A 25,163-nucleotide genomic window follows, 5' to 3' on the forward strand; every position below is an offset into this window, starting at 1 on the left:
TCGGCAGTTCCTGCATGACATTCCTCATTCGCCCCGCCCGGCCCGCAGACGCGGCCGCCCTCCCTGCCATCGAACGCTCGGCCGCTGAACTGTTTCGCCTCGACCCTGCGCTGGCCTGGCTGGCCGACAGCGATGTACCTGACGAGACGCAACATTTGCAGGCCATCGAACAGGGACGTGTATGGGTTGCAGAGCATACTGTCGGACAACTTGCCGGTTTTTTAAGGGCGGTTGAAACCGACAGCCAGTTGCATATCGAGGAACTGTCCGTCGGCCAACACTTTCAGGGCCAGGGCATCGGCCGCAAGTTACTGTCGGGCGTGATTGAACACGCACGACGGCAGCAACTTGAAGCCGTCACGCTGACCACTTTTCGCGACCTGCCGTGGAATGCGCCGTTCTATCAACGCATAGGTTTTGTGCCATTGAACGAAGTGGACGCCGGACCCCGTTTGATCGAGGTACTCAACGACGAAATCGCCCACGGTTTGCCCGGCGAGCGACGTTGCGCGATGCGATTGATGCTCGGCTGAATTACAGCGGTGCCTTCAGATCAACACCCAACGCCCGGGCAAACGCCTTCACCAACGGACTGCGCACGGTGTTGTGACGCAGGATCAGATTGAACGGCGTGGCAATGTTGATGCGCTCCGGCAGCACCGCACGAAACTGCCCTGCCGCCACCAGCGTGGCCGCGTAATGCCGGGGCAGGAAGCCAACGAAACGCCCGGTCTTGATCAGCAGCGCCACGGCTTCGACCTGGGTCGCCGAAGCGGAAAAACTGTCGTAGCGGGCAAAGTTCAGCTTGTCACGATGGATCGCGTAGCGGTGGTTGATGCACTCGTAATCCTGCAGCACATTGCTGTTCATCTGCGACTCCGGCATGTCGAACAATGGATGGCCGACAGCGCAGTAAACCTCCGAGCGTTCTTCATATAACGGGTAGTAATCGAACTCTTCGCGCTTTTGATATACAGGTACTATCCCGGCCACCAGACGCCCCTCTACGACGCCTCTTTCAACCTCATCCAGTTGCGTGGATTGAAGTTGAAACCTGACCTTTGGCGATTCCTCATTGATTCTTTTAAGCGCCGCAACTAACGGCGAACTTTCATCCGTAATCGTATTATCAATAACCCCCACACCAAGGTCACCAACAAGTTCATTCTGCGCCGAACTAAGCCGGTCGCGAAAGTTGTCAACCGACGCAAACAGATCAATCGACGCCTGATAAACCAGACGCCCCTCTTCGGTCAGGTGAAACCCCTCGCGACCTCGGGTACACAGGCGCATGCCGATACGGATTTCCAGGTCGGAGATCTGCTTGCTGATGGCCGCAAGGCCCACGTTCAGCTCGTTCTGCGCGGCACTGAAGCCACCTGCCTCGACCACGGCCTTGAACACCTTGAGCAGTTTGAAATCCAGTCCGCTGAGGGCCAGCGGTGCTCGGTGAGCCGTTTTCAGCGGCGGGTTTCCGGAATTGGAAAGTGGGGTTTCCATAATGCTGATTTACCTCTGGCGCAATGTTCAACAATCTGTGTCCAACAACAAAAACATCGCCGACTAATAATAATGACCACAGAAAACAGGCCTTGGCAACCGCCAAAAAACCTCGAACATCAGTGCCAACTCACTGATCGCCAAACATGAAAAGCTGACACTTCGATCAGCTCTTGTCTCTTTGCAACTGCCCTCTTGAAAACTGCTTTGGCCTGACTCTGTCCGCTAACTCTTCAGCGTGATTTTCAGGGCCCGGCACACCGATTTCAGTTCGCGTTACCGACGAGGAAAACAACAAATGTCTCAAACCACCGACCGTCTCTGGGGTGCCCGTTTCAAAAGCGGCCCGTCCGCAGCCCTGGCGGCCCTGTCCCGTTGCCCCGAGCGCTATTTCCGCCTGACGCCGTACGATCTGGCCGGCTCCAAGGCCCACGCCGGGGAACTGCAACGTGCCGGTCTGCTGGACGAGCAGGAAACCCGCACGATGATCGAAGCCCTGGACGGCATCGGTGCCGATTTCGCTGCCGGGCGCATCGCCCCGACGCTGGACGACGAAGACGTTCACACCTTCATCGAGCGCCTGTTGACCGAGCGCCTCGGCGCACTGGGCGGCAAACTGCGTGCCGGCCGCTCACGCAACGACCAGACCGCCAATGACCTGCGCCTGTTCCTGCGTGACCACGTCCGCACCCTGGCCGTGGAAGTGCTGGCCCTGCAAACGGCGCTGGTGGATCAGGCCGAGCAGCACGTCGAGAGCATCTGCCCGGGCTTCACTCACTTGCAGCAGGCGCAACCGATCGTGTTTGCCCATCACTTGCTGGCCCATGCCCAATCGATGTTGCGAGACGTGCAACGTCTGGTGGATTGGGACGCACGCACTTCGCTGTCGCCCCTCGGTGCCGCAGCCATGGCCGGTTCCGCCATTGCTCGCCAGCCGCAGCAATCGGCCAAGGAAATGGGTTACGCCGGGGTCTGTGAAAACTCTATCGACGCCGTGGCCAGCCGTGATCACGTCGCCGAATTCCTGTTCATCGCCAGCATGCTCGGGATCAACATCTCGCGTCTGGCCGAAGAATTTTGCCTGTGGTCGTCGCGCCAGTTCCGCTGGGTCGATCTGGACGACGCCTACGCCACCGGCAGTTCGATCATGCCGCAGAAGAAAAACCCGGACATCGCCGAACTGGCCCGGGGCAAGGCTGGACGCCTGATCGGCAACCTGACCGGTCTGTTGTCGACGCTCAAATCCCTGCCGCTGTCGTACAACCGCGACCTGAGCGAAGACAAGAACGGCGTGCTCGACAGCGTCGACACCCTGTTGCTGGTGCTGCCAGCGATGGCCGGGATGGTCGCGACCATGACCGTCAACGTCGAGGAACTGCGGCGTCAGGCACCGCTGGGTTTCACCCTCGCCACCGAAGTCGCCGACTGGCTGGCGGTGCGCGGCGTGCCGTTCAAGGAAGCCCACGAAATCACCGGCGCACTGGTGCAGGCCTGCGAAAAACACGACCTCGAATTGTGGGAAGCCTCGCCGGCGCTGCTGGCCGAGATCGACCCGCGCCTGACGGCAGATGTGCGTGACAGCCTGACCCTGGAAGCCGCCATCGCTGCCCGCAGCGGCTGGGGCGGCACCGCGCCGCAACAAGTGCGCGAGCAGATCGGCCGCCTGAAAACCGCCCTCGCCGCGCAGCAGCAGTGGACCGAAAACTACCAGGGCTTCCGCCTCTAAGCCGGGTCCCCCTCCCCCCGGGAGGGGGTGATCGATAAGTACAGTGTACGGAGAAACACCATGAGCCAGACTCAGGCAGAACGACTCCAGGCGGAGCGCAAACTGGCGGAAAACCAGTTCGACATTACCCAGTACCAGCATGTGCCACGGCGCTATTACGGGCGGATCTTCTTCGCCACCGTGATCGTCATCGCCATCATCGGCCTGGTGCGGGCCTTCGCCGAAGGCAAGATCGAATGGTCGTACATCGGCCAGTTCCTGACTTCCGAAGCGATCATGTGGGGCCTGCTCAACACGATCATCATGGCCGTTCTGGCGATGGCGCTGGGCATCGTGTTCGGGGTGATCACCGCGATCATGCGCATGTCGGCCAACCCGATCCTGCGTTACGTGGCAGTGACCTACACCTGGCTGTTTCGCGGTACGCCACTGATTCTGCAACTGCTGTTGTGGTTCAACCTGGCGCTGATCTTCCCCACCATCGGCATTCCCGGCCTGTTCGAACTCGACACCGTGAGCCTGATGACGCCGTTCGTGGCCGCCCTGCTCGGCTTGAGCATCAACCAGGGCGCCTACACCGCTGAAGTGGTGCGCGCCGGCCTGCTGTCGGTAGACACCGGCCAGTACGAAGCCGCCAAGTCGATCGGCATGCCGCGCCTGCAAGCGCTGCGCCGGATCATCCTGCCCCAGGCCATGCGCATCATCATCCCGCCGGTGGGCAACGAATTCATCGGCATGGTGAAAATGACCTCGCTGGCGAGCGTGATCCAGTACTCGGAACTGCTCTACAACGCCCAGAACATCTACTACGCCAACGCCCGGGTCATGGAGCTGCTGATCGTCGCCGGTATCTGGTACCTGGCCACCGTCACCGTCCTGTCCTTTGGTCAAAGCCGTCTGGAGCGTCGTTTCGCTCGCGGCGCCGGCAAGCGTTCTTGAGGAATCCGTCATGAGAAGCATCGTCAAGGCCGTGAGCCTGAACAAATATTACGACCAGTACCACGCGCTCAAGGACATCAACATCGAGGTCGAGCAAGGCGAAGTGCTGTGCATCATCGGCCCGTCCGGCTCGGGCAAGAGCACCCTGCTGCGGTGCGTCAATCAGCTGGAAAAGATCGACAAGGGCGGCCTCTGGGTCGACGGCGAACTGGTGGGCTACCGCGTGGTCGGGCACAAACTGCACGAACTCAACGAGTCACAGATCGCCCGCCAGCGCCTGGCCACCGGCATGGTGTTCCAGCGTTTCAACCTGTTCCCGCACATGACCGTGCTGCAAAACATCATCGAAGGCCCGTGCCAGGTGCTCAAGCGTTCGCCCAAGGAGGCGCACGAAGAAGCCCTGGAACTGCTGGCCCGAGTCGGTCTGGCTGACAAGCGCGACAGTTACCCGATCGAACTGTCGGGCGGTCAGCAGCAACGGGTAGCCATAGCCCGCGCCCTGGCCATGCGCCCCAAGCTGATGCTGTTCGATGAACCCACTTCGGCACTCGACCCGGAACTGGTCGGTGAGGTGCTGTCGGTGATGCGCGATCTGGCGCAGACCGGCATGACCATGATCGTCGTCACCCATGAACTGGGCTTCGCCCGGGAGGTTTCCAACCGCATGGTGTTCATGGACGGCGGGCAGATCGTGGAGGCTGGAAGCCCCGAAGAAATACTAATAAGTCCGCAAAACCCGCGCACCCAAAGCTTCATTTCTGCCGTTCGAACCTGAGGCCCCTTTGGCCTTCACAACACTCATAAGAGAACGTCCATGAAGAACTTCGTCATTCCAGCAGTACTCACCTCCCTCATGTCTTGCGGTTTCGCCATGGCCGCCGAATTGCCGGCGAGCATCAAGGAGAAAGGCGAGATCGTCGTCGCGATCATGCCCAACTATCCGCCGATGGACTTCAAGGATCCGGCCACCAACAAGCTCACCGGCCTGGACTACGACTTGGGCAACGCCCTGGCCGAGCGCCTCGGGATCAAGATCAAGTGGCAGGAAACCGGCTTCGAGCAAATGATCAACGCCTTGACCACCGACCGCGTGGACATGGTCCTGTCGGGCATGACCGACACCGCCGAGCGCCAGGCCAGCGTGACCTTCGTCGACTACTTCACCAGCGGCCCGCAGTTCTACACCTTGCAGAAGAACACGGCGACCAACGAGATCATCGACCTGTGCGGCAAGAAAGTCGGCACCAGCCGCCGCACCACATTCCCGGCAGAAATCGCCGCGTGGAGCAAGGAACACTGTGAAGCCGCGGGCAAACCTGCAATCAACGTGATCGGCACCGAAGGCTCGGCCGACGCCCGCGCCCAACTGCGTCAGAGCCGCATCGATGCGGCGATGCAGGGCAGCGAAACCCTGTCGTACCTCAAGACCCAGGAAAAGGACATGTACAAGACGGTCGGCCAGCCGATCTCCGTACAGTTCACCGGGTTGGGTGTGAGCAAGAAGAAGCCTGAGCTGAGTGAGGCGGTGAAGGTGGCGCTGCAGAGCATGGTGGATGACGGCAGCTATAACGCGATTCTGAAGAAGTGGGATCTGGAGTTGGGTGCGATCAAGGATGTGACCATTAACGCGGGCAAGTAACTGGTTCCTCTGTGGGAGCGGGCTTGCCCGCGATGGCGCTCGATCAGTCGACATCAATGTTGAATGTACCGGCCTCATCGCTGGCAAGCCAGCTCCCACAGGGGTCGTGAACAGTTGGAGAGTTATCGATGTCCTCCTTGCAACCCACCTGGCCCGACCAGCACAAAGCCTGCCTCGCCCTGGCCTTCGACCTCGACGGCCCGACTGGCGACGCCATGCTCAACGGCTCGATCTGGCACAAACCCGAATACTTCGGCTTCGGCGGCTACGGCCCCTACCGCGCCCTGCCCCGCCTGCTCGACCTGCTCGACGCCTTCAAGATCCCGACCACCTTCTTCGTCCCCGCCTGGGTCGTGGAAAACTGGCCGAAACAGTGCCAGGCCATCGTCGAGCGCGGTCATGAAGTCGCCTACCACGGCTACAAACACGAATCCTTCTACGCCCTGACGCTGGACCAGCAGCAGGCCGTGATGAACAAATCCCGCGACGTTTTCTGGCAATACCTGCACATCCGCGCCGAGGGTTTTCGCACCCCGTCCGGTGACTGGCGCGCCGAGACGCCGGCGATGCTGGCCGACAACGGCGTCATCTATTCCAGCAGCATGCGTGGCGACGACCGCCCGTATCTGGTCAACGTCCCCGGCCACGACACGCCGCTGGTGGAGATCCCGGGTCGCTGGGAAATGGACGACTACGCCTCCCTCGCCTACACCCGCGCACCGAACTTCCCGTCCGGCCTCGACCGCACCGCCAGCTACGAGCTGACCCTCGACAACTGGCAACGCGAGTACGACGGCGCGATGGACGAAGGCCTGTGCCTGACCACGCTGTTCCACCCGAAAATCACCGGCAAGCCGGGGCGTATCCTGTTGCTGGAGAAACTCTTCGAACACATGCGCCAGCGCGATGACGTGTGGTTCGCCACCTGCCGTGACGTCGCCCGCTGGTGGCTGAAGGAGCATCACCATGGCTGACTCCAGCACTCTCTGGCCCGCCGGCAAACGCTGCGCGGTGGTGCTGACTGTCGATTACAACGACATTCACGGCATCCTCACTCAGGCCCCGGAAGTCGCCGGACGCGACAAGACACTGTCGGTGTGGCGCTACGGCACGCAACGGGGTGTCGAGCGTTTGCTCGGTTTGTTCACGGAATTCGGGGTGCGCAGCAGCTGGTTCGTGCCCGGCATCGTTGCCGAGGAAAACCCGCAGCACATCGCCGCGATCCTGGCCGCCGGCCACGAAATCGCCTGCGCCGGTTACCGCCATCAGGATTACGACACGCTGGATCTGGCGGCGCAAAGTGCGGAAGTCGCCAAGGGTTGTGCAGCGCTGGAAGTATTGACTGGCGTGCGCCCGACCGGTTTCCGGATTCCTGCGGGTAACGGCGCGCCGGGATTCATCGAAGCCTTGAAAGATCACGGCATTCACTGGTCTTCGTCATGGCGCGGCGATGATCTGCCGTTCTTGCACCCGACCGCCCCTGAAGTGGTCGAGTTGCCGCTGCATTACGAACTGGAAGACGAACCCTATTTCGCCTTCAACCTGAGCCCGGCCGTGCCGCCGGCGCAATCACGGATCGCCTCCTACAGCCACACCCTCGGCAACCTGCAAATGGACTTCGCCGGATTCCACCGTTTCGGCCTGTGCTACGTGCTGCGCCTGCACCCGGAAATCATCGCCACGCCGGGGCGTATCGGCGTACTGCGTGAGTTGCTGCAAGGCATTCAGCAGCATGACGACGTGTGGATCGCCACCGGCGCCGACGTCGCGCAGTGGTGGGCGCAAACCGCATCACCGGTCGCGCAGGATCATCCGGCCTCGGTGTATGAACGCCATTATCGGGACTACCTCGTATGACGGAACGCATGCAGCGGCTGGCGCGGTTTTGCGTCGAAACGCGGTTTGAAGATCTGCCCCCGGCGTTGGTGGAACAGGCCAAGCGACACATTCTCGACACCTTCGGCGCAGCGCTGGCCGGGGCCGACAGTGCGGTGGCGCTTCAGGCGCGGCAGGTGTTCGGCGCCGAGCCGGGCAACGCGCTGGTCTGGGGTTCATCACTGCGTGTCGGCGCGGGGCATGCGGCGTTGCTCAACGGCATCGCCGCCCATGCGCTGGAACTGGACGACACCGGCGGTTGCGATCACTCCGGTGCGGTGGTGCTGCCGGCAGTGATGGCGGCGCTGTCACTGGTGGATCGACCGGTGGACGGTCGCGAGTTCATCACCGCCGTGGTGATCGGCTACGAAATCGGCCGGCGGGTGCTGGAAGCCTGCGGCAGTTATTCGGCGCATAACGGCGCCGGTTGGCACTCCACCGCCACCTGCGGCGTGTTCGGCGCGGCGGCGGCCTGTGCGCGGATCTTTGCCCTGGATGCAGCGCAAACCGTGTCGGCACTGGGCATCGCCGGCAGTTTCAGCGGCGGGTTGTGGGCGTTCATTCATGACGGTTCGCAAAGCAAGAAACTGCACAGCGGACGCGCTGCCGAGGGTGGTTTGCTCGCGGCGCGTTTTGCTCGCGAAGGCGTCAGCGGGCCGTCGATGTTGTTCGAGGATGTCTGGGGCGGTTTTCTCAAGACCCTGGCGCCGGGCAGCGCGCAACCGGATGCGCTGGATGCTGAATTGGGCCAGGTCTGGAAACTCGCGCGCTGTTCGATCAAACCCTACGCCGCGTGCCGTGGCACCCATTCGGCCATCGATGCACTCGGGTTGTTGCTGAAGCAATTGCAGGTCAGCGCGGATCAGGTGGAGGACGTCCAGGTGACGCTGTGCGGGTTTCTGCTCGACATGTGCGGCGGCCGCGACACCCGCAGTCTGGCCGCCGCGCAGATGAGTCTGCCCTACGCCCTCGCCGCGCGACTGGTGCATGGTCATTGCCGGTTGGAGGCTTACGACGAACAGCCGCGCAACGATCCGCGCATTGCTCAATGGCTGACGCGCATTCGCCTTGAAGTGGATGAGCGACTGTCGGAGGATGGCGAGCCGGTGGTCATTGTCCGAACCCGCGACGGGCGTCAGGCGAGCCTGTGTGTCGAGGTGCCGCTGGGCGCGCCGGGTAATCCGCTGAGTGAAGCGGCGCTGGAGGAGAAATTTTTCAGTCTGGCGTTGCGGGTCATTTCACCGGTCAAGGCCGAGCCGTTATTGGCGCAGTTGCGACAACTGCAAACGCTGGCTTGCGTGCGCGATCTCGGGCACCTGTTAACCGAATAAGGACATTTGATTTTCCGTGGCCACCTACTCGCTCGTTATCCGCCGCCTGATGATCGTTTCGCTGACCATCGTCGTCAGCCGCGCCATCACCAGTCCTTTGCTCACCCTGTTTTTGAGTAAAAAGCTGGGCCTCAACCAACAGGACGTCGGGCTGTTACTGGGCATCGCGGTGTTCATCGCCACCCTGCTTGCGTTGTACGGCGGCTACATCATCGACCGGCTGGAAAAGCGCCGGTTACTGATCCTCGCCATGCTTTCCAGCGCCATTGGTTTCGTGCTGCTGACGTTCGCCAAAGACCTGTACCTCACGACCGCCACCCTGGTCATCACCGAAACCGCCTCGGCGCTGTTCCTGATCGGCTCCAAGGCGATCCTCAGCGAAAATCTGCCCATGGGTCAGCGGGCCAAGGCGTTTTCCCTGCGCTATACCCTGACCAACATCGGCTACGCCACCGGACCTATGCTCGGTGTAGTGATCGCCGGGGTGTACCCGATTGCGCCATTCCTGATTGCCGCTGGCATCGCCTTCGGCAGCATCTTCCTGATGGTCGGGATTCCCAGGGACGCCAGCCCGATCGCCGCCATCGGCCAGCCACAAAGCTTCCTGAAGACCCTGGTGACCCTGAAAAACGACCGCACGCTGATCATGTTCACCTGCGGTTGCCTGCTCAGCACCGTCGTTCACGGACGTTTCACGCTGTACCTGTCGCAATACCTGCTGGTGGTCGAAGACTCGCAACGGGCGCTGCAAACCATGGCCGCCCTGCTCGCTTGCAACGCCATCGCGGTGATCCTGCTGCAATACCAGATCGGCCGCCTCCTCAACCGGGAAAAGCTGCGCTACTGGATCGCCGCCGGCACCAGTCTGTTCATCCTCGGCCTGATCGGTTTCAGCCTGGCCGACAGCCTGCTGACGTGGTGCATCGCGATGTTCATCTTCACCCTCGGCGAGATGATCATTTATCCGTCGGAATTCCTGTTCGTCGACACCCTGGCCCCCGAAGAACTGCGCGGCAGTTATTACGGCGCACAGAACCTCGCAGCCCTGGGTGGCGCACTGAGCCCGGTGATCTGCGGCTTCCTGTTGATGCATACGCCGGCGCCGACCATGTTCTACGCCCTCAGTGCATTAACCGCGATGGGCGGGTTCCTGTGCTTCATGAGCGGTCGGCGAGCGGCTTTACTTCACAAATAATGCATTGAAACTGCATTTATATGAATTTGTCAGCATCGAGATTGCTTGGCACACTGTGCGCGTTCCTCCCCCAATAGTTGGAACGCTTCGAAGGACTTTCCGGGTTGACGGACAAGTCCTTTTTTTTGCCTTCGGTTTTCGTCAAAGGATCGTTTCTTCATGCTCGCTCGCTGGTTGCCCGCTGCCATCAACACCCGCCCCACCGAATGGAGCCGCGCTGCCATCGGCATGGCACTCGGCACACTGTTCAGCGTGTGGGCGTGCAGTCAGGTGTTCGGCATCGAAGTGGCCTACCACCTGATCGGCCCATTGGGCGCCTCGGCGGTGCTGCTGTTCGCCGTGTCCTCCGGCGCCCTCGCCCAGCCATGGTCGATCATCGGCGGCTACCTGTGCGCGGGCGTCGTCGCGTTGCTGGTGGCCCACGTTCTCGGTCGAACCCTCGGCAGCGCCTGCCTCGCCGCCGGGATGGCCCTGATCCTGATGTGCTGGCTGCGCTGCCTGCACCCTCCGGCCGGTGCGGTGGCATTGACCATGGTGCTGGCCGATCCGACGACCATCGCCATGGACTGGAAAGCCCTGGAACCGGTGATGCTCAGCGCCGCGTGCCTGCTGCTGGCCGCTTTGGCCTACAACAACCTGACTCGCATCCGCTACCCGAAACGCCCCGCCGAACCGGCGCCCGCCCTGGCGCCGGTCGATTCTCAGGCCATCACGGCCGAGGATCTGAAATTGGCACTGGCGGACATGGAGGCGTTTATCGATGTCACGCCGGAGGATCTCGAGCAGTTGATTCATGCCAGTGAACTGCATGCCAAACGGCGGAGCATTGGTGAAGTGCTGGGTGGTCGCAGGTAATACGTGATCCGACCGAAGGTTGTCGAACGCCCTTGCCAAGACATGACCAACGACTACCTTTCAGCTTTGTACCGCACAGATTTGTCTGCCTTTCACTTGGAAGTCTGGCCCGCTGTAATGTCCAGTAGCGATGACATCGGTAGTCTGGCTATGGAAAAACGCTCAATGTTGTTGAGAAGCGAGCTGGCTTTGCGCTTTGACTGAAACGTTACTTTCCTCAAACACCGCATTTCTGCGTAACCAGCAGTCCGCCCAAATGCCCCGCCTGTAGCATGCGGGCACGTGTGTTTTTCGCCAGCTCCGTGAATCTGGTGGTTTTCGAATCCATGGTTTCGAAATCTGCGAGAGGAACGTTTCATGAGCGACCCATTGCTGAAGTTGCTGCAAAAGCCCCTGTTCGACCCCGAAAAGCGCTATCGCGTGTCTCTGCGCGAATACATGGATCTGAATATCGATCGGATGCGCGCAATCATCGGCAACGGGCTCATGACCAATGCCATGTGGCTGAGCCAACCCCGTCAGTCTGAATTCCGGTTGATGCTTGAACGTGCAGCGCTTATCGGCGCCTGGGACTATTCATTGATTGCCTGCATCGTCGACCACTTCATTGCCGGTGACGCTTTTTTTGCCCACGGCAGTCAGCGCCAGATCGCGCAGTATCAACAGGAAATCTGTCAGCTGGATGCGGTTTACGCCTTTGGCTGCACGGAGATCGCCAGCGGCTCCGATGTGGGTAACCTGCAAACCACGATCACCCATGACCCTCACAACCATTGTCTGATTCTGAACTCGCCCACTGCGCAGTCGTGCAAGTTCTGGATCGGCAACGCACTGCACGCAGCAGTGGTGGTCATGGTACTGGGGCGTCTGATCGTCAAAGGTGTGGATGTGGGGTTGCACTGGTTCCGCGTGCCAATTCGCGAGCAAGAGAATGGCCCGCTCCTGCCAGGTGTCAGGATGACCACCTGCGATCCCAAGGGTGGCATTCACGCCAATCAAGTCGCCGGCATCCGTTTTTGCACAATGAAGCTGCCGCTGGACGCACTGATGCAACGCTATGCCAGGTTCTCTGCGCAAGGTGATTTCAGCAGCGACATCCCGCCAAAAGAACGCTTGAAAAGCGCGATGCAGACATTCATCCAGGAACGCCTTTTCCTTATTGCTGCCGCTCGTGGTGGCGCCAGTATGTGTGCTCACCTGACGTATCGTTTCGGCTCCCATCGTTTGGTCAAGAGTAACGAGGGCAACCAGCCTCTTCTGACCAAGGCACTGTTCCGACAACGACTGTATGTCGTACAACTCAAGGTGCTGGCCCTGAAGATGCTGGAGCGGGCGGTGCTGTCGCGGTTCGAAGCGAACTGGCATCAACCGGCCAGGCGAACAGAACTGCATATTCTCGCCGCCATCGTCAAAAGTGTCGGTACATGGCTGGGACTGGAGGTCATGAGAGCGTGCAGAGAGCTTTGTGGTTCGCAGGGTTTTCACCATCACAACCAGATCGTCACCTTGTGCATGGATCACGAGATCAGCACTACGTTCGCCGGTGACAACAGCATCCTGTGCGCTCAGGTCGCCAGGGACGCCATCACCCGACCACGGTTTGCCTCCCACAACATCGCCCAGCGCATCGAGTCGCTCATCGCTGATCAATGCCGCGATAGTGCCGACTTTTCTCACCGTGAGGCCGTGGCACTCACCTACGCCCGTGCGCTGGACCTGATCCTCGTCGAAGGCGAACGCAACCGGCTCGTTTCTCCCGGAACACTTCAGGACATACTCCACGTCTTTTCCCCGGTGTTGCACCCTTGGGGGCTGTCGGTCGCTGGCGACGAACTGGAACTGCGCGCTACAGGAACCCGGCTCGGTGAGATCGACGATCTGCTCAAGCCACCGCCGGAGCTGGTCAGTGCCCCCATCGACGCAGCCGATTACGTGGAGCGTTTCACGGCTGCACTCTACGAGGAAGCGTGAGCATGGCCAATCAATCTTTTCCGGACTTCTCCGACCGCTACACGATCCAGGACCCCTATCGGGCCTACGCGTACCTGAGAATTCATCAACCGGTCTATTGGTGCGATCACTTGCATGCCTGGTTTCTGACCCGCTATGGCGACGTCCACGCCGCCCAGGCCGATACCCGACGTTACTCCTCGAACCGTATGCGGCAATTGGTGGACACCCGCGTATCGAAAGAACAACGCGAGCAACTGAACGTCTTCGTCCTCCTGGCCTCGCAATGGATGTATGACCAGGATGGAGACGCGCACAAGAAAAGTCGTCAGTTGCTAGGCAAGGCATTCACACCTCGCGCCATTGAGTCGTTGCGCCAGATCATTCAGGACATCACCGATCAAGAGCTGTCCGGCCTGCAAGGCCAGGTCGACCTCAAGGCCAGCCTTTTCGACCGGATTCCCGCGCTGATCCTCGCCGAGCTCTACGGCATCGATCGCGAAGATGCCCTGAAACTGCGGCGCTGGACGAGGGACATCGTGATGTTTGTGGGCGGCAGCCACGATCCTGACTATGGGCCTGAACAGGCACTGGCAGGGATTGAAGAAATGTACGCCTACTTTGCCGACCTCGTTGAAAAGCGCCGCCGCCAGCCCCGGGACGATCTGGTCAGTCGGGTGCTTGAGTCGAGTATGGAAAGTGCGGCAAGCGATGACGAGGTACTGGCGCAAATTGTCTTCATCCTGGTTGCCGGTTACACCACCAGCGCTGACCAACTCTGTATCGGCTTGCTGCACTTGCTCGAACACCCTGCGCAGCATGCGGCCCTCAAAAACGATCCGACCCTGGTGAACCTGGCCGTGGAGGAAATGCTGCGCTTCGATGCCGCCGGTTCATTGAGCCATCGAGTGCTGACTGAAGACGTCACGATCGAAGGCGTCACGATGAAGGCGGGAGACCTGGTCTATCTGATACGAGCCTCCGCCAACCGGGATCCGGCGAAATTCACCGCCCCTGACACCTTCGATATCCGTCGAGCGGACCATGACCATCTGGCATTTGGCCGTGGACAGCACTTCTGCATGGGTACCGCGCTGTTCCGCCTGGAGGCCGAGATCGTTTTTACGTCCTTGCTAAAGCGCTTTCCCGATTTGGGTCTTGTCGCGGATAGCCCTGCGACCTGGCGCACCAGCAACCTTCAATTCCGGGGCTTGAAGGCACTTCCGATCAATCTTGGGAAAGGAGTCTGAACCATGGAGTTTCAACGCGTGTTTTCTGCCGCCCCTTGGGAATCCATCGCCGGCTACTGCAGAGCCTTGAAGGCTGGCAATACCCTTCTGGTAGGCGGCACGGTGGCGTTCGATGATGACGGCAAGCCGTTCAAACCCGGCGATGCATATGCCCAGACGCTACGGTGCCTGGAGATCATCGAACAGGCGCTAAAAGAACTGGGCGAGGATCGCACGCGCATCATTGCAACCCGCATGTACACCAGCGATATGAAACTCTGGCGGAAAATCGCGCAGGCCCACAAGGAATTCTTTGACCAACACCCACCCACCACCATGCTGCTGGAAGTCGCACGATTGATCAGCCCTGAATTCGTTATCGAGATTGAGGCAGAGGCCCGCTCGAACGGGGATCGCGGTCATGAATGAGGCCTCTTTGACCGTGGAGGACGCCAGAGCAACGTTGCGCCAGGCTCAAGTGACCCGCGTTCACGACATGGCGATTGAAAGTCACGGTCGCCGGTTGCCGCTGCGCCTTTACTGGCCTGCGGGCAAGGGGCCTTTTGCCGTGCTGGTGTTCTTCCATGGTGGTGGCTGGGTCACGGGCGACCTGGATACCCATGATGGATTCTGCCGACTGATGTGTGACTGGGCTGGCTGTGCGGTAGTCGCCGTTGATTACGCCCGCCCTCCGGAACACCTGTTTCCGGCAGCCCTGGATGATTGCTGGACAGCTTTGCAATGGGTCGCACTGCAGGGTCGAGAGCATGGTCTTGATACTTCGAGAATCGCGGTCGCCGGCGGTGGCTCCGGAGGGGCAATGGCCGCTGTCATCTGTCAGCGCGATTCGGCCCAGCAAAGACCGTGTCTCGGCTTTCAGCTGCTGCTTTACCCTTTGCTTGATTGCCACACCCGATACCCATCCCACGAGCAATTCGCGCAAGGACATGGCCTTACAACACAGATGCTCGAATGGTATCTCGGCCACTATCTGCCGCCCGGCACATCGCGCGCCGATCCGCGGTTGTCCCCCCTGCTCTACAACGCGTTGCACGGACTGCCCCGGACGCTGATCATCACCAGCGAACTCGACATTTTGCGGGATGAAGGCCGTGCCTATGCAACGCGATTGCGTGCAGCAGGTGTGAGCGTCGAACACCTGGAATTCCAAGGCATGCGCCATGGTTTCATGAACCATCCCGCGGCGCATGATGAGGCTCGGCAGGCACTGTTGTCATGCGTCCGCTCGCTGCAGGCACAGTTTCGCGGGGAGTGACAGCCAGTGCTGCTCTGCGCGGCGGTTCCCCCGGCCAAGATCAGGCAAAAATGCAGACACCCCATGCACATATCCCCGTTGTACACGGCAAATTTGCACTGTTACGATCCGCTAACGCCCGCGCGCGGGCTTCTCGAATAAAGACAATAAAAGCAGGGAGTTAGTGATGACTGCTCAGGCTTCATCCCCGCGGACTTCGTCCATGGATGCCACGCCACACGAAGTGCTGGCCGAGGTTCGCAACCACATCGGTCACCTGACCCTCAACCGCCCCGCCGGCCTCAATGCCCTGACCCTCGACATGGTGCGCCAGCTCCAGCAACACCTGGACGCCTGGGCCGCCGATGCCGATATCCACGCGGTCGCGCTGCGCGGTGCCGGCGAGAAAGCCTTCTGTGCCGGTGGCGACATTCGATCGCTGTACGACAGCCACAAAAGCGGCGACACGCTGCACGAAGATTTCTTCGTCGAGGAATACGCCCTCGACCTGACGATCCACCGCTACCGCAAACCCGTGCTGGCGCTGATGGACGGTTTCGTTCTCGGCGGCGGCATGGGCCTGGTGCAAGGCGCCGATTTGCGGGTGGTCACCGAAAAGAGTCGTCTGGCGATGCCGGAAGTGGCGATCGGCTATTTCCCGGATGTCGGCGGCAGTTATTTCCTGCCGCGCATTCCTGGCGAGCTGGGGATTTACCTGGGCGTCAGCGGCGTGCAGATTCGTGCGGCGGATGCGCTGTATTGCGGGCTGGCCGACTGGTATCTGGACAGCAGCAAACTCGGCACCCTCGATGAACAGCTCGATCAGTTGGAGTGGCACGACACGCCATTGAAGGATCTGCAAAGCCTGTTGGCCCGTCACGCCGTGCAAACCCTGCCGGATGCGCCGCTGGAAGCCTTGCGCCCGGCCATCGACCACTTCTTCGCCTTGCCTGACGTGCCAAGCATCGTCGAGCAACTGCGCGCCGTGACGGTTGCCGACAGCCACGAATGGGCGACCACCACGGCCGACCTGCTGGAAACCCGCTCGCCATTGGCCATGGGTGTGACCCTGGAGATGCTGCGTCGCGGCCGGCACCTGACACTGGAACACTGCTTCGCCCTCGAACTGCATCTGGATCGCCAGTGGTTCGAGCGCGGCGACCTGATCGAAGGCGTGCGCGCCTTGCTGATCGATAAAGACAAATCACCACGCTGGAACCCGCCGACCCTCGCCGCGTTGCACGCCGAGCAGGTCGCGAGTTTCTTCCACGGTTTCGAAGAGAGCGGGAGCTGAGTCATGCACGATCTCGAATTGACTGAAGACCAGGTCATGATCCGCGACATGGCCCGGGACTTTGCCCGTGGCGAGATCGCCCCCCACGCCCAAGCCTGGGAAAAGGCCGGCTGGATCGATGACGGTCTTGTGGCGAAGATGGGCGAACTTGGGCTGCTGGGCATGGTGGTACCGGAGGAATGGGGCGGCACCTATGTCGACTACGTAGCCTATGCGCTGGCGGTGGAAGAGATTTCCGCCGGCGACGGCGCCACCGGCGCCTTCATGAGCATCCACAACTCGGTGGGCTGCGGGCCGGTGCTCAATTACGGCAGCGAAGAACAGAAACAGACCTGGCTGGCGGATCTGGCCAGCGGCGCGGTGATCGGCTGCTTCTGCCTGACCGAACCCCAGGCCGGCTCCGAAGCGCACAACCTGCGCACCCGCGCCGAACTGCGCGACGGGCAATGGGTGATCAACGGCGCCAAGCAATTTGTCAGCAACGGCAAGCGGGCGAAACTGGCGATCGTGTTTGCGGTGACCGATCCGGATCTGGGCAAGCGTGGGATCTCGGCGTTTCTCGTGCCGACCGATACGCCGGGCTTCATCGTTGACCGTACCGAACACAAGATGGGCATCCGCGCTTCCGACACCTGCGCCGTGACGCTGAACAATTGCAGCATTCCTGAAGCGAACCTGCTGGGCGAACGCGGCAAAGGCCTGGCGATCGCCCTCTCCAACCTGGAAGGCGGACGCATCGGCATCGCGGCGCAAGCCTTGGGCATCGCCCGTGCAGCGTTCGAAGCGGCGCTGGGTTACGCCCGTGATCGGGTGCAGTTCGGCAAAGCCATCGTCGAGCACCAGAGCATCGCCAACCTGCTGGCGGACATGCAGATGCAGATCAACGCGGCGCGCTTGATGATCCTGCACGCGGCGCGGCTGCGCACGGCGGGCAAACCCTGTCTGTCGGAGGCTTCGCAGGCCAAGCTGTTTGCTTCGGAAATGGCCGAGAAGGTGTGTTCGTCAGCGATTCAGATTCATGGCGGGTATGGGTATCTGGAGGATTACCCGGTTGAGAAGTACTACCGGGATGCACGGATTACCCAGATTTATGAGGGGTCGAGCGAGATACAGCGGATGGTGATTGCTCGGGAGTTGAAGAACTATCAGTTGTAACCGAGTAACGCCTGCCCCCTCATCGGAACGCCGCCCGCCCAGCCCTCTCCCCCAGGAGAGGGAGCTGACCGAGGGGTCTGGCGTCATACATCGACCTGAAAGATCGCGTCGATTATGAATAGCGGACTACATGCTTTTTACAGCCTGAGTTCGACTCGGTAATTCAGGTCGGCGTAACTCCCGAGTACAACCCGGTCAGTCCCCTCTCCCTCCGGGAGAGGGTTAGGGTGAGGGGGCTCTTGAGGGCGCCGCGTTATTTGCCCTGGAACTCGGCAGGCCGCTTGGCCACAAACGCAGCCATCCCTTCCTTCTGATCCTGCGTCGCAAACGCCGCATGGAACACCCGGCGCTCGAAGCGCACGCCTTCGGTCAGGTTCACTTCGAACGCGCGGTTGACGCTTTCCTTGACCATCATCGCAATCGGCAGCGATTTGCTGGCGATCATCGCCGCGACTTTCAGCGCTTCATCCAGCAGTTCATCACTCGGCACGATCCGAGCGACGATGCCGCAGCGTTCGGCTTCCACCGCGTCGATCAAACGCCCGCTCAGGCACATTTCCATGGCTTTGGCCTTGCCCACGGCGCGGGTCAGGCGCTGGGTGCCGCCCATGCCCGGCAGCACGCCGAGGTTGATTTCCGGCTGGCCGAATTTGGCGTTGTCGCCGGCCAGGATGAAGTCGCACATCAGCGCCAGTTCGCAGCCACCGCCGAGGGCAAAACCGTTGACCGCCGCGATGATCGGCTTGCGGCGGTTGGCCACGCGGTCGCTGTCACTGAACAGATCGTCCATGTAGATCTGCGGATAGGTCAGCTCGGCCATTTCCTTGATGTCGGCGCCGGCGGCGAAGGCCTTTTTCGAGCCGGTGATGACGATGCAGCCAATGTTCGCATCGGCTTCCAGGCCGTCGAGGGCGCGGTTCACTTCGCTGACCAGTTGCGCGTTGAGGGCATTGAGCGCCTGCGGGCGATTGAGGGTGATCAGGCCGACGCGGCCGTGGGTTTCCAGCAAAATCGTTTCGTAACTCATGTGCAGATTCCTTCTCAAAGATTGCGCGAAATGACCATGCGCTGAATGTCGCTGGTGCCTTCGTAGATCTGGCAAACCCGCACGTCGCGGTAGATGCGCTCCAGCGGAAAGTCGTTGAGGTAACCGTAACCGCCCAGAGTTTGCAAGGCCATGGAGCAGACCTTCTCGGCCATTTCCGAGGCGAACAACTTGGCCATCGACGCCTCGACCAGCGCCGGCTGACCGCTGTCACGCAGGGCGGCGGCGTAATGCACCATCTGCCGCGCCACGGCGATCTGGGTGGCCATGTCCGCCAAGCGGAACGCCACGGCCTGATGCTCGATGATCGGCTTGCCGAAAGTGTCACGTTCACGGGCGTAATCGCGCGCCGCTTCGAACGCGGCGCGGGCCATGCCCACCGATTGCGAGGCGATGCCGACGCGTCCGCCTTCGAGGTTGGCCAGGGCGATCCTGTAGCCCTCGCCCTCCTCGCCCAACCGGTTGGCCACCGGCACTTTCACGTCTTCAAACAGAATCTGGCAGGTGTCCGACGCGTGCTGGCCGAGCTTATCTTCGACGCGGGCGACTTTGTAGCCCGGCGAATCGGTCGGCACGATGAAGGCGCTGATCCCGCGCTTGCCGGCACTCGGATCGGTGACCGCAAACACGATCACAACCCCGGCATTCTGCCCGGAGGTGATGAACTGTTTGCAGCCGTTGAGCACGTAGTGATCGCCTTCCAGCCGCGCACGGGTTTTCAGGCTGCTGGCGTCGGAGCCGGCCTGCGGTTCGGTCAGCGCGAAGGCACCGAGCATCTCGCCGCTGGCCAGTGGTTTGAGGAAGCGTTCACGCTGGTCGTCGTTACCGAACTTGAGGATCGGCACGCAACCCACCGAGTTGTGCACGCTCATGATGGTCGAGCAGGCGCCGTCGCCGGCGGCGATTTCTTCCAGGGCCATGGCGTAGGCCAGATAACCGGTGTCGCAACCGCCCCACTGCTCCGGCACCAGCATGCCGAAGAAGCCCAGCCCGGCCATTTCGCCGATGGCTTCTTTCGGGAAGCGGTGTTCGCGATCCCACTCGGCGGCAAACGGTTTGAGCCGTTCCTCGGCAAACTGCCGGGCCATGTCGCGGATTTGTTGTTGGTCGTCATTGGGAATCATGGCAAATCCTTATTCATTGGCACCGTCTATCCCCTGTGTGAGCGGGCTTGCTCGCGAAAGCGGTGGATCAGCACAGTGAGTGTTGGCTGACAGGACGCTTTCGCGAGCAAGCCCGCTCCCACAATTCGAGATGCGCGGGCTTTAGTAGAGGCACTCGACAGCCATCGCCGTGGCTTCGCCGCCGCCGATGCAGATCGCCGCAACACCGCGTTTCAAGCCTTTCTGGCGCAGAGCCGAGAGCAAGGTCACCAGAATCCGCGCACCGGAGGCACCGATTGGATGGCCCAGGGCGCAGGCGCCACCGTGGATGTTGAGCTTGTCGTGAGGAATTTCCAGGTGGGTCATCGCCGCCATGCCGACCACGGCGAAGGCTTCGTTGACTTCAAACAGATCGACCTGATCCAGCGACCAGCCGGTCTTCTTCATCAGCTTCTTGATCGCGCCAATCGGTGCCACCGGGAACAGGCCCGGAGTGTCGGCAAACGCGGCGTGGCCGTGAATCACCGCCAATGGTTTCAGACCTTGCTTCTGCGCTTGCGACTGGCGCATCAGCACCAGTGCGGCGGCGCCGTCGGAGATCGAGCTGGAATTGGCGGCGGTCACAGTGCCGCCCTCGCGGAACGCCGGTTTCAGTGACGCGATCTTGTCCAGCTTGGCTTTTGGCGGCTGCTCGTCGTTGCTGATCACAACCTGTTCTTTGCCGACGGTCACGGTCAGCGGAACGATCTCGGCCTTGAAGCTGCCGTCCTTGATTGCCTGCTGGGCACGGGTGGTCGAAGCGATGGCGAAAGCGTCCTGAGCCTCGCGGCTGAAGTCGTTGGTTTCGGCGCAATCCTCGGCGAAGGTGCCCATCAGGCGGCCCTTGTCGTAAGCGTCTTCGAGGCCGTCGAGGAACATCGAGTCCAGCACCCGGCCGTGGCCCATGCGATAACCGGCACGGGCGCGGTCCAGCAGGTACGGCGCGTTGGACATGCTTTCCATGCCGCCGGCGATCACTACATCGGCGCTGCCGGCCAGCAACATGTCGTGAGCCAGAATGGTGGTTTCCATGCCCGAGCCGCACATCTTGTTGACGGTGGTGCAGCGAGTGGATTTATCCAGCCCGGCGCCCAGCGCAGCCTGACGCGCAGGCGCCTGACCGAGACCGGCCGGCAGTACGCAGCCGAACAGCACTTCATCGACCGCATCGGCGGCCACACCGGCACGTTCAACCGCCGCCTTGATTGCAGCGGCGCCGAGTTGCGGTGCGGTGAGGCTTTTCAGTTCGCCCTGGAAACCGCCCATCGGGGTGCGGACGGCGCTGACGATGACAATCGGATCGTTGGAGATGGTCATGAAAAAATCCTCCTTACTTGGCGGCCATGCGCAAGGCACCGTCGAGACGGATCACCTCGCCGTTGAGCATGCTGTTTTCAATGATATGCCGCACCAGCGCGGCGTACTCGGCAGGTTTGCCCAGGCGTGGCGGGAACGGTACGCCGGCGGCCAGCGAGTCGCGCACTTCCGGGGTCATGCCGGCCATCATCGGGGTTTCGAAAATGCCCGGGGCAATGGTCATCACGCGGATGCCGAAGCGCGCCAGTTCACGCGCGGCAGGCAGAGTCAGGCTGGCGATGGCGCCTTTGGACGCGGAATACGCCGCCTGGCCGATCTGGCCGTCGAACGCCGCGACGGATGCGGTGTTGATGATCACGCCGCGCTCGCCGTCGGCATTGGCTTCGCTTTCGGCAATCGCGGCTGCCGCCAGACGCAGCATGTTGAAACTGCCGATCAGGTTGACGTTGATCACCTGGGCGAAGCTCGCCAACGCATGCGGACCGTTCTTGCCGAGGATCTTTTCGCCACGAACAATACCGGCGCAGTTCACCAGGCCATTGAGGCTGCCGAAGGCTTTTACCGTGGCCTGCACGGCGGCTTCGGCGGCGGCTTCGTTGCTGATGTCGGCCACCACACTTTGCGCGCCGAGGCGTTGGGCCTGGGCGGCGACGGCTTCGGCGTTCATGTCCACCAGCATCACTTTGGCGCCGGCGCTCACCAGCAACTCAGCGGTGGCGGCACCCAGGCCGGATGCGCCGCCGGTGACGATAAAAACCTTGTTCTCGATCTGCATGACTGACTTCCTGATTCAAGCTGAAACTTAGTGCGCCGCGGCCTCTTGAGCCTTGGCGATTTCCTGGTTGCGCAAGATAAAGCGCTGCAATTTGCCGCTCGGGGTTTTCGGCAACTCGCTGACAAATTCGATTTCACGAGGGTACGAGTGCGCGGCCAGGCGCTTGCGCACGTGCTGCCGCAGTTCTTCGGCCAGCGCCGGTTCGGCGCGGTATTGCGGGTTGAGCACGACGAAGGCTTTGACCAGTTCGGTGCGCTCGGGGTCGGGCTTGCCGACCACTGCGGCTTCAACGACGGCCGGGTGCTCGATCAGGGCGCTTTCAACGTCGAACGGGCCGACCCGGTAGCCGGACGTGGTGATCACGTCATCGCTGCGGCCAACGAAGCTGATGCTGCCGTCCGGGTTCCACTCCACGGTGTCGCCGCTCAGGTAGTAATTGCCGACGAAGGCCTTGGTCGGTGCACCTTCGTAACCGGCGAACCAGCACATGGGCGACTGTGTGCGGTCGATGGCGAGAATGCCGGGCTGACCGACGCCGAGTTCGTTGTTCTGATCGTCGAGCACCACGATGCGATGGCCCGGCGAGGCGAAACCGGCGGCGCCGAGGTGGATCGGGTGTTCGAGGCCGTGATGGTTGCACAGCACCATGCCCAGTTCGGTCTGGCCGTAGTGGTCGTGAATGACCACGCCGAGGTTGTCGGCGAACCAGCGGATCACTTCCGGGTTCAACGGCTCGCCGGCGCTGCTGACGATACGCAGCTTGCCCTTGATCGATTTGGCGAACTCATCGCCGCCGGCAATCAGCAGGCGATAGGCCGTGGGCGAACCGGTGAGGTTGGTGATCCCGTACTTGTTGATCACCCGGCAAGTGCTTTCGAGGGTGAACGGGCCATCGTAGAAGGTGATCGGATGGCCCATCGACAACGGGCCGGTCACGCCAAAATAAATGCCGTAGGCCCAGCCCGGATCGGCGACGTTCCAGAACGCATCTTCCGGGCGCAGATCCACGGCATCGCGGGTGTAGCTCTGGAACGCGACGATGGCCTTGAGCGGCACCGACAGTGCTTTCGACGGACCGGTGGTGCCCGAAGTGAACATCAGCAGGAACGGGTCTTCGCCGGTCAGCATCACCGGTTCGCAGACACTGGAATGGTTGGGCAACTCGGCCCAGAAACTGAAATCGCCACGGACGATGCCCTGGCCTTTCGGGCCGCCGACGGTAACCAGCGTCGGGCAATCGGCGACTTCACTGAGCTTGGGCCGGTTGACGGCATCGGTGACCACGACTTTGGCGCCGGAACTGTTCAGGCGATGTTCGAGGGCTTTGGGGCCGAACGCGGTGAACAGCGGTTGATACACCGCGCCGATGCGCCAGGTGGCGAACACGGTGATCAGCAATTCGATATTGCGCGGCAGCAGGCCGGCGACCTTGTCGCCCTTCTGCACGCCCTGGGCGAGAAGGAAATTGGCGAAGCGCGCGGCTTTGTCCTGCAGGTCGCTGAAGGTGTACGTCGCACTGGCGCCGTCGCGACCTTCCCAGAACAGCGCGATGCGCCCCGGCAAGGCGTGACGGTCACAACATTCGACGCAGGCGTTGAGCGCCTCGAGCGAGCCGCTGAGTGCGGCGTCCACGGTGTGCTGATAATCAAACTGTGCGGTGGCAGACAAGTAATCGCGCATTGCCAGAATCCCTCTGTTCTTATTAGGTTGGGGAACCGTAAACAACAGAGGAATACTCGCGCCGCACGCCGATTGCGGCAATGGTCAAAGCCCTCAAAGTGGATGACTGGTTTGGCCAAGATTCGCGTCGATGATCGTTCCCACGCGGAGTGTGGGAACGAGAACCAGCGGCGGGTAGTGTGGGTCAGGACGCTTCGTTGAGGATCAAGCTGCGATAGTGCCCAGGATTAGTACCGGACCACTTGCGAAACGCCTTGTAGAACGAGCTCGCATCGGCAAACCCCAGCCGCGTGGCGATCTCGGCAAAACTGATCGCAGGCTCAGCCAGCCAGGTAATCGCCAATTCCTTGCGCACGCTGTCCTTGAGGCCTTGATACGTCTGCCCCTCTTCCGCCAGACGCCGACGCAGGGTCGAGGCCGACATGCACAGTTGCTGGGCCAGGGCTTCGGTTTCCGGCCACTGTTCGGCGGGCAACTGCCGCAGATCCTGCTTGATCCGGCTGGCAAGGCTTTCCGGGTCGCGGTACTTCACCAGAATGTTCGCCGGGGCATGGGCCAGAAAACGCTTTAACTCCTCGGCACTGCGCTTGATCGGCAGATCCAGCACGTCGGCGGCGAAAATCATCCGCGTGCGCGGCCGGTCGAAACGCAGGTTCTCGGAGAACATCACCCGATAGTCATCACAGAAATCCGGCGCCGGGCAGCGCAACTCGATGGCCAGGATCGGAATCCGCCGCCCCGCCAGCCAGCACGCCACGCCGTGGACGATCATCCAGTAAGTGAAATAGGTGAAGGCGCGGCGCGGCTCGGGGTCGTCCTCCAGCAGGACGATCTCCGCCAGGCTTTGCTGGTGCACGAGTTGTGCCGGCAGGCGTTCAAGCATCAGCGACAGGAAACTCAAACCGCTGCTCAGCCCGGCAGCCAGATTCGGTTGGGCCATCGCGCTGCGGCAGAGGAACTCCAGGCTGCCGGACTTCAGCTTGCGCGGGTCCATGCCAAAGAACTCGTCGTCTCCCCGCCGCGCCAGCAGCCGCCACAACCGCGCGTATTGACCGGCCGGCACGCGGGCGTCATCGGTGCCCAGCAGCGCCGGATCGATGCCGACCTTGTTCAAGACTTCCTCCGTGGCCACGCCCGGCGCACAACTTTGCTGCAGTGCTTCACGCACCAGTTGAATGGCGATGGTGTCTTTTTCCGACATGGATCGAGGCAAATCCTGTTGTTGTTCGAGTGGCTGGCATCTTAACGCAGCCATCGAGAC

At 61.4% G+C, this 25,163-nt stretch carries 23 protein-coding genes; 16 read left to right on the plus strand and 7 right to left on the minus strand.

Annotated elements, in window-relative coordinates; translation table 11 throughout:
- Positions 1–14: 14 nt before the first annotated feature.
- Complete coding sequence (locus ACSPX5_RS09855; protein ID WP_439821586.1) at positions 15–533, plus strand: GNAT family N-acetyltransferase; 519 nt, start codon at positions 15–17, stop codon at positions 531–533.
- Between the two features lies 1 nt (position 534).
- Here the strand turns inward: ACSPX5_RS09855 and ACSPX5_RS09860 are convergent, their stop codons facing one another.
- Positions 535–1,500: a LysR family transcriptional regulator gene (locus tag ACSPX5_RS09860; protein ID WP_439821587.1), complete on the minus strand. Its 966-nt coding sequence runs from the start codon at positions 1,498–1,500 to the stop codon at positions 535–537.
- A 298-nt stretch (positions 1,501–1,798) separates the two neighbouring features.
- Here ACSPX5_RS09860 and argH point away from each other — a divergent pair, with 298 nt between their 5' ends.
- The 15 genes from argH (at position 1,799) to ACSPX5_RS09935 (ending at position 17,943) form a co-directional block, all read left to right on the plus strand.
- Positions 1,799–3,226, plus strand: a complete 1,428-nt coding sequence (gene argH / locus ACSPX5_RS09865) for an argininosuccinate lyase (protein ID WP_085745592.1) — start codon at positions 1,799–1,801, stop codon at positions 3,224–3,226.
- Between the two features lie 60 nt (positions 3,227–3,286).
- Entirely contained in the window at positions 3,287–4,165 is an 879-nt protein-coding gene (locus tag ACSPX5_RS09870; RefSeq protein WP_207864098.1) for an amino acid ABC transporter permease, read from the plus strand.
- Between the two features lie 10 nt (positions 4,166–4,175).
- Positions 4,176–4,940: an amino acid ABC transporter ATP-binding protein gene (locus ACSPX5_RS09875; protein ID WP_064381510.1), complete on the plus strand. Its 765-nt coding sequence runs from the start codon at positions 4,176–4,178 to the stop codon at positions 4,938–4,940.
- Between the two features lie 39 nt (positions 4,941–4,979).
- A complete protein-coding gene (locus ACSPX5_RS09880) occupies positions 4,980–5,804 on the plus strand; it encodes an ABC transporter substrate-binding protein (protein WP_207864096.1) in 825 nt (274 codons plus the stop codon).
- Between the two features lie 128 nt (positions 5,805–5,932).
- Complete coding sequence (locus ACSPX5_RS09885; protein ID WP_439821588.1) at positions 5,933–6,778, plus strand: polysaccharide deacetylase family protein; 846 nt, start codon at positions 5,933–5,935, stop codon at positions 6,776–6,778.
- The gene (locus ACSPX5_RS09890; RefSeq protein ID WP_207864094.1) at positions 6,771–7,661 is read left to right on the plus strand and encodes a polysaccharide deacetylase family protein; all 891 of its coding nucleotides are present in this window, start codon (positions 6,771–6,773) and stop codon (positions 7,659–7,661) included. Before ACSPX5_RS09885 ends, ACSPX5_RS09890 begins: the two co-directional genes overlap by 8 nt.
- The gene (locus ACSPX5_RS09895; RefSeq protein WP_439821589.1) at positions 7,658–9,010 is read left to right on the plus strand and encodes an MmgE/PrpD family protein; all 1,353 of its coding nucleotides are present in this window, start codon (positions 7,658–7,660) and stop codon (positions 9,008–9,010) included. Before ACSPX5_RS09890 ends, ACSPX5_RS09895 begins: the two co-directional genes overlap by 4 nt.
- A 16-nt stretch (positions 9,011–9,026) precedes the next feature.
- Positions 9,027–10,205: an MFS transporter gene (locus ACSPX5_RS09900; RefSeq protein WP_439821590.1), complete on the plus strand. Its 1,179-nt coding sequence runs from the start codon at positions 9,027–9,029 to the stop codon at positions 10,203–10,205.
- Positions 10,206–10,364: 159 nt separating this feature from the next.
- Entirely contained in the window at positions 10,365–11,060 is a 696-nt protein-coding gene (locus ACSPX5_RS09905) for an HPP family protein (RefSeq protein ID WP_207864088.1), read from the plus strand.
- A gap of 357 nt (positions 11,061–11,417) precedes the next feature.
- Positions 11,418–13,031 carry an acyl-CoA dehydrogenase family protein gene (locus ACSPX5_RS09910; protein ID WP_439821591.1) on the plus strand — a complete coding sequence of 538 codons (1,614 nt, stop codon included), beginning with the start codon at positions 11,418–11,420 and terminating at the stop codon, positions 13,029–13,031.
- A 2-nt stretch (positions 13,032–13,033) separates the two neighbouring features.
- A complete protein-coding gene (locus ACSPX5_RS09915; protein ID WP_439821592.1) occupies positions 13,034–14,260 on the plus strand; it encodes a cytochrome P450 in 1,227 nt (408 codons plus the stop codon).
- Positions 14,261–14,263: 3 nt separating this feature from the next.
- Positions 14,264–14,668, plus strand: a complete 405-nt coding sequence (locus ACSPX5_RS09920; protein WP_207864082.1) for a RidA family protein — start codon at positions 14,264–14,266, stop codon at positions 14,666–14,668.
- Positions 14,661–15,515, plus strand: a complete 855-nt coding sequence (locus ACSPX5_RS09925) for an alpha/beta hydrolase (RefSeq protein WP_439821593.1) — start codon at positions 14,661–14,663, stop codon at positions 15,513–15,515. Before ACSPX5_RS09920 ends, ACSPX5_RS09925 begins: the two co-directional genes overlap by 8 nt.
- A gap of 166 nt (positions 15,516–15,681) precedes the next feature.
- Positions 15,682–16,788, plus strand: coding sequence for an enoyl-CoA hydratase/isomerase family protein (locus ACSPX5_RS09930; protein ID WP_169430496.1), 1,107 nt, complete (start codon positions 15,682–15,684; stop codon positions 16,786–16,788).
- 3 nt (positions 16,789–16,791) lie between these two features.
- Positions 16,792–17,943 carry an acyl-CoA dehydrogenase family protein gene (locus ACSPX5_RS09935; protein ID WP_039768643.1) on the plus strand — a complete coding sequence of 384 codons (1,152 nt, stop codon included), beginning with the start codon at positions 16,792–16,794 and terminating at the stop codon, positions 17,941–17,943.
- Between the two features lie 253 nt (positions 17,944–18,196).
- On the opposite strand, the gene ACSPX5_RS09940 is transcribed toward ACSPX5_RS09935, so the two are convergent.
- The 6 genes from ACSPX5_RS09940 to ACSPX5_RS09965 all read right to left on the minus strand — a co-directional run bounded on the left by ACSPX5_RS09940 (position 18,197) and on the right by ACSPX5_RS09965 (position 25,103).
- Entirely contained in the window at positions 18,197–18,970 is a 774-nt protein-coding gene (locus tag ACSPX5_RS09940; RefSeq protein ID WP_439821594.1) for an enoyl-CoA hydratase, read from the minus strand.
- 14 nt (positions 18,971–18,984) lie between these two features.
- A complete protein-coding gene (locus tag ACSPX5_RS09945) occupies positions 18,985–20,112 on the minus strand; it encodes an acyl-CoA dehydrogenase (protein ID WP_207865703.1) in 1,128 nt (375 codons plus the stop codon).
- Positions 20,113–20,253: 141 nt separating this feature from the next.
- Complete coding sequence (locus ACSPX5_RS09950; protein ID WP_207865705.1) at positions 20,254–21,447, minus strand: acetyl-CoA C-acyltransferase; 1,194 nt, start codon at positions 21,445–21,447, stop codon at positions 20,254–20,256.
- A 13-nt stretch (positions 21,448–21,460) separates the two neighbouring features.
- Complete coding sequence (locus ACSPX5_RS09955; RefSeq protein WP_169430501.1) at positions 21,461–22,222, minus strand: SDR family NAD(P)-dependent oxidoreductase; 762 nt, start codon at positions 22,220–22,222, stop codon at positions 21,461–21,463.
- 27 nt (positions 22,223–22,249) lie between these two features.
- Positions 22,250–23,902: an AMP-binding protein gene (locus tag ACSPX5_RS09960; RefSeq protein ID WP_439821595.1), complete on the minus strand. Its 1,653-nt coding sequence runs from the start codon at positions 23,900–23,902 to the stop codon at positions 22,250–22,252.
- A 184-nt stretch (positions 23,903–24,086) separates the two neighbouring features.
- Positions 24,087–25,103, minus strand: a complete 1,017-nt coding sequence (locus tag ACSPX5_RS09965) for an AraC family transcriptional regulator (protein WP_207865709.1) — start codon at positions 25,101–25,103, stop codon at positions 24,087–24,089.
- Positions 25,104–25,163 lie beyond the last annotated feature (60 nt).

Origin of the sequence: Pseudomonas sp. HLG18, from assembly GCF_051903985.1 — a bacterium.
GTDB lineage: Bacteria > Pseudomonadota > Gammaproteobacteria > Pseudomonadales > Pseudomonadaceae > Aquipseudomonas > Aquipseudomonas fluorescens_BT.

Bases quoted from the DNA above. Each gene is read 5' to 3' on its own strand.
- ACSPX5_RS09905 (WP_207864088.1), top strand. From the start codon at position 10,365: ATGCTCGCTCGCTGGTTGCCCGCTGCCATCAACACCCGCCCCACCGAA.
- ACSPX5_RS09855 (WP_439821586.1), top strand. From the start codon at position 15: ATGACATTCCTCATTCGCCCCGCCCGGCCCGCAGACGCGGCCGCCCTC.
- ACSPX5_RS09960 (WP_439821595.1), bottom strand. From the start codon at position 23,902: ATGCGCGATTACTTGTCTGCCACCGCACAGTTTGATTATCAGCACACC.
- ACSPX5_RS09880 (WP_207864096.1), top strand. From the start codon at position 4,980: ATGAAGAACTTCGTCATTCCAGCAGTACTCACCTCCCTCATGTCTTGC.
- argH (WP_085745592.1), top strand. From the start codon at position 1,799: ATGTCTCAAACCACCGACCGTCTCTGGGGTGCCCGTTTCAAAAGCGGC.
- ACSPX5_RS09885 (WP_439821588.1), top strand. From the start codon at position 5,933: ATGTCCTCCTTGCAACCCACCTGGCCCGACCAGCACAAAGCCTGCCTC.
- ACSPX5_RS09940 (WP_439821594.1), bottom strand. From the start codon at position 18,970: ATGAGTTACGAAACGATTTTGCTGGAAACCCACGGCCGCGTCGGCCTG.
- ACSPX5_RS09870 (WP_207864098.1), top strand. From the start codon at position 3,287: ATGAGCCAGACTCAGGCAGAACGACTCCAGGCGGAGCGCAAACTGGCG.
- ACSPX5_RS09955 (WP_169430501.1), bottom strand. From the start codon at position 22,222: ATGCAGATCGAGAACAAGGTTTTTATCGTCACCGGCGGCGCATCCGGC.
- ACSPX5_RS09945 (WP_207865703.1), bottom strand. From the start codon at position 20,112: ATGATTCCCAATGACGACCAACAACAAATCCGCGACATGGCCCGGCAG.
- ACSPX5_RS09860 (WP_439821587.1), bottom strand. From the start codon at position 1,500: ATGGAAACCCCACTTTCCAATTCCGGAAACCCGCCGCTGAAAACGGCT.
- ACSPX5_RS09935 (WP_039768643.1), top strand. From the start codon at position 16,792: ATGCACGATCTCGAATTGACTGAAGACCAGGTCATGATCCGCGACATG.
- ACSPX5_RS09890 (WP_207864094.1), top strand. From the start codon at position 6,771: ATGGCTGACTCCAGCACTCTCTGGCCCGCCGGCAAACGCTGCGCGGTG.
- ACSPX5_RS09915 (WP_439821592.1), top strand. From the start codon at position 13,034: ATGGCCAATCAATCTTTTCCGGACTTCTCCGACCGCTACACGATCCAG.
- ACSPX5_RS09925 (WP_439821593.1), top strand. From the start codon at position 14,661: ATGAATGAGGCCTCTTTGACCGTGGAGGACGCCAGAGCAACGTTGCGC.
- ACSPX5_RS09910 (WP_439821591.1), top strand. From the start codon at position 11,418: ATGAGCGACCCATTGCTGAAGTTGCTGCAAAAGCCCCTGTTCGACCCC.
- ACSPX5_RS09875 (WP_064381510.1), top strand. From the start codon at position 4,176: ATGAGAAGCATCGTCAAGGCCGTGAGCCTGAACAAATATTACGACCAG.
- ACSPX5_RS09920 (WP_207864082.1), top strand. From the start codon at position 14,264: ATGGAGTTTCAACGCGTGTTTTCTGCCGCCCCTTGGGAATCCATCGCC.
- ACSPX5_RS09930 (WP_169430496.1), top strand. From the start codon at position 15,682: ATGACTGCTCAGGCTTCATCCCCGCGGACTTCGTCCATGGATGCCACG.
- ACSPX5_RS09895 (WP_439821589.1), top strand. From the start codon at position 7,658: ATGACGGAACGCATGCAGCGGCTGGCGCGGTTTTGCGTCGAAACGCGG.
- ACSPX5_RS09965 (WP_207865709.1), bottom strand. From the start codon at position 25,103: ATGTCGGAAAAAGACACCATCGCCATTCAACTGGTGCGTGAAGCACTG.
- ACSPX5_RS09950 (WP_207865705.1), bottom strand. From the start codon at position 21,447: ATGACCATCTCCAACGATCCGATTGTCATCGTCAGCGCCGTCCGCACC.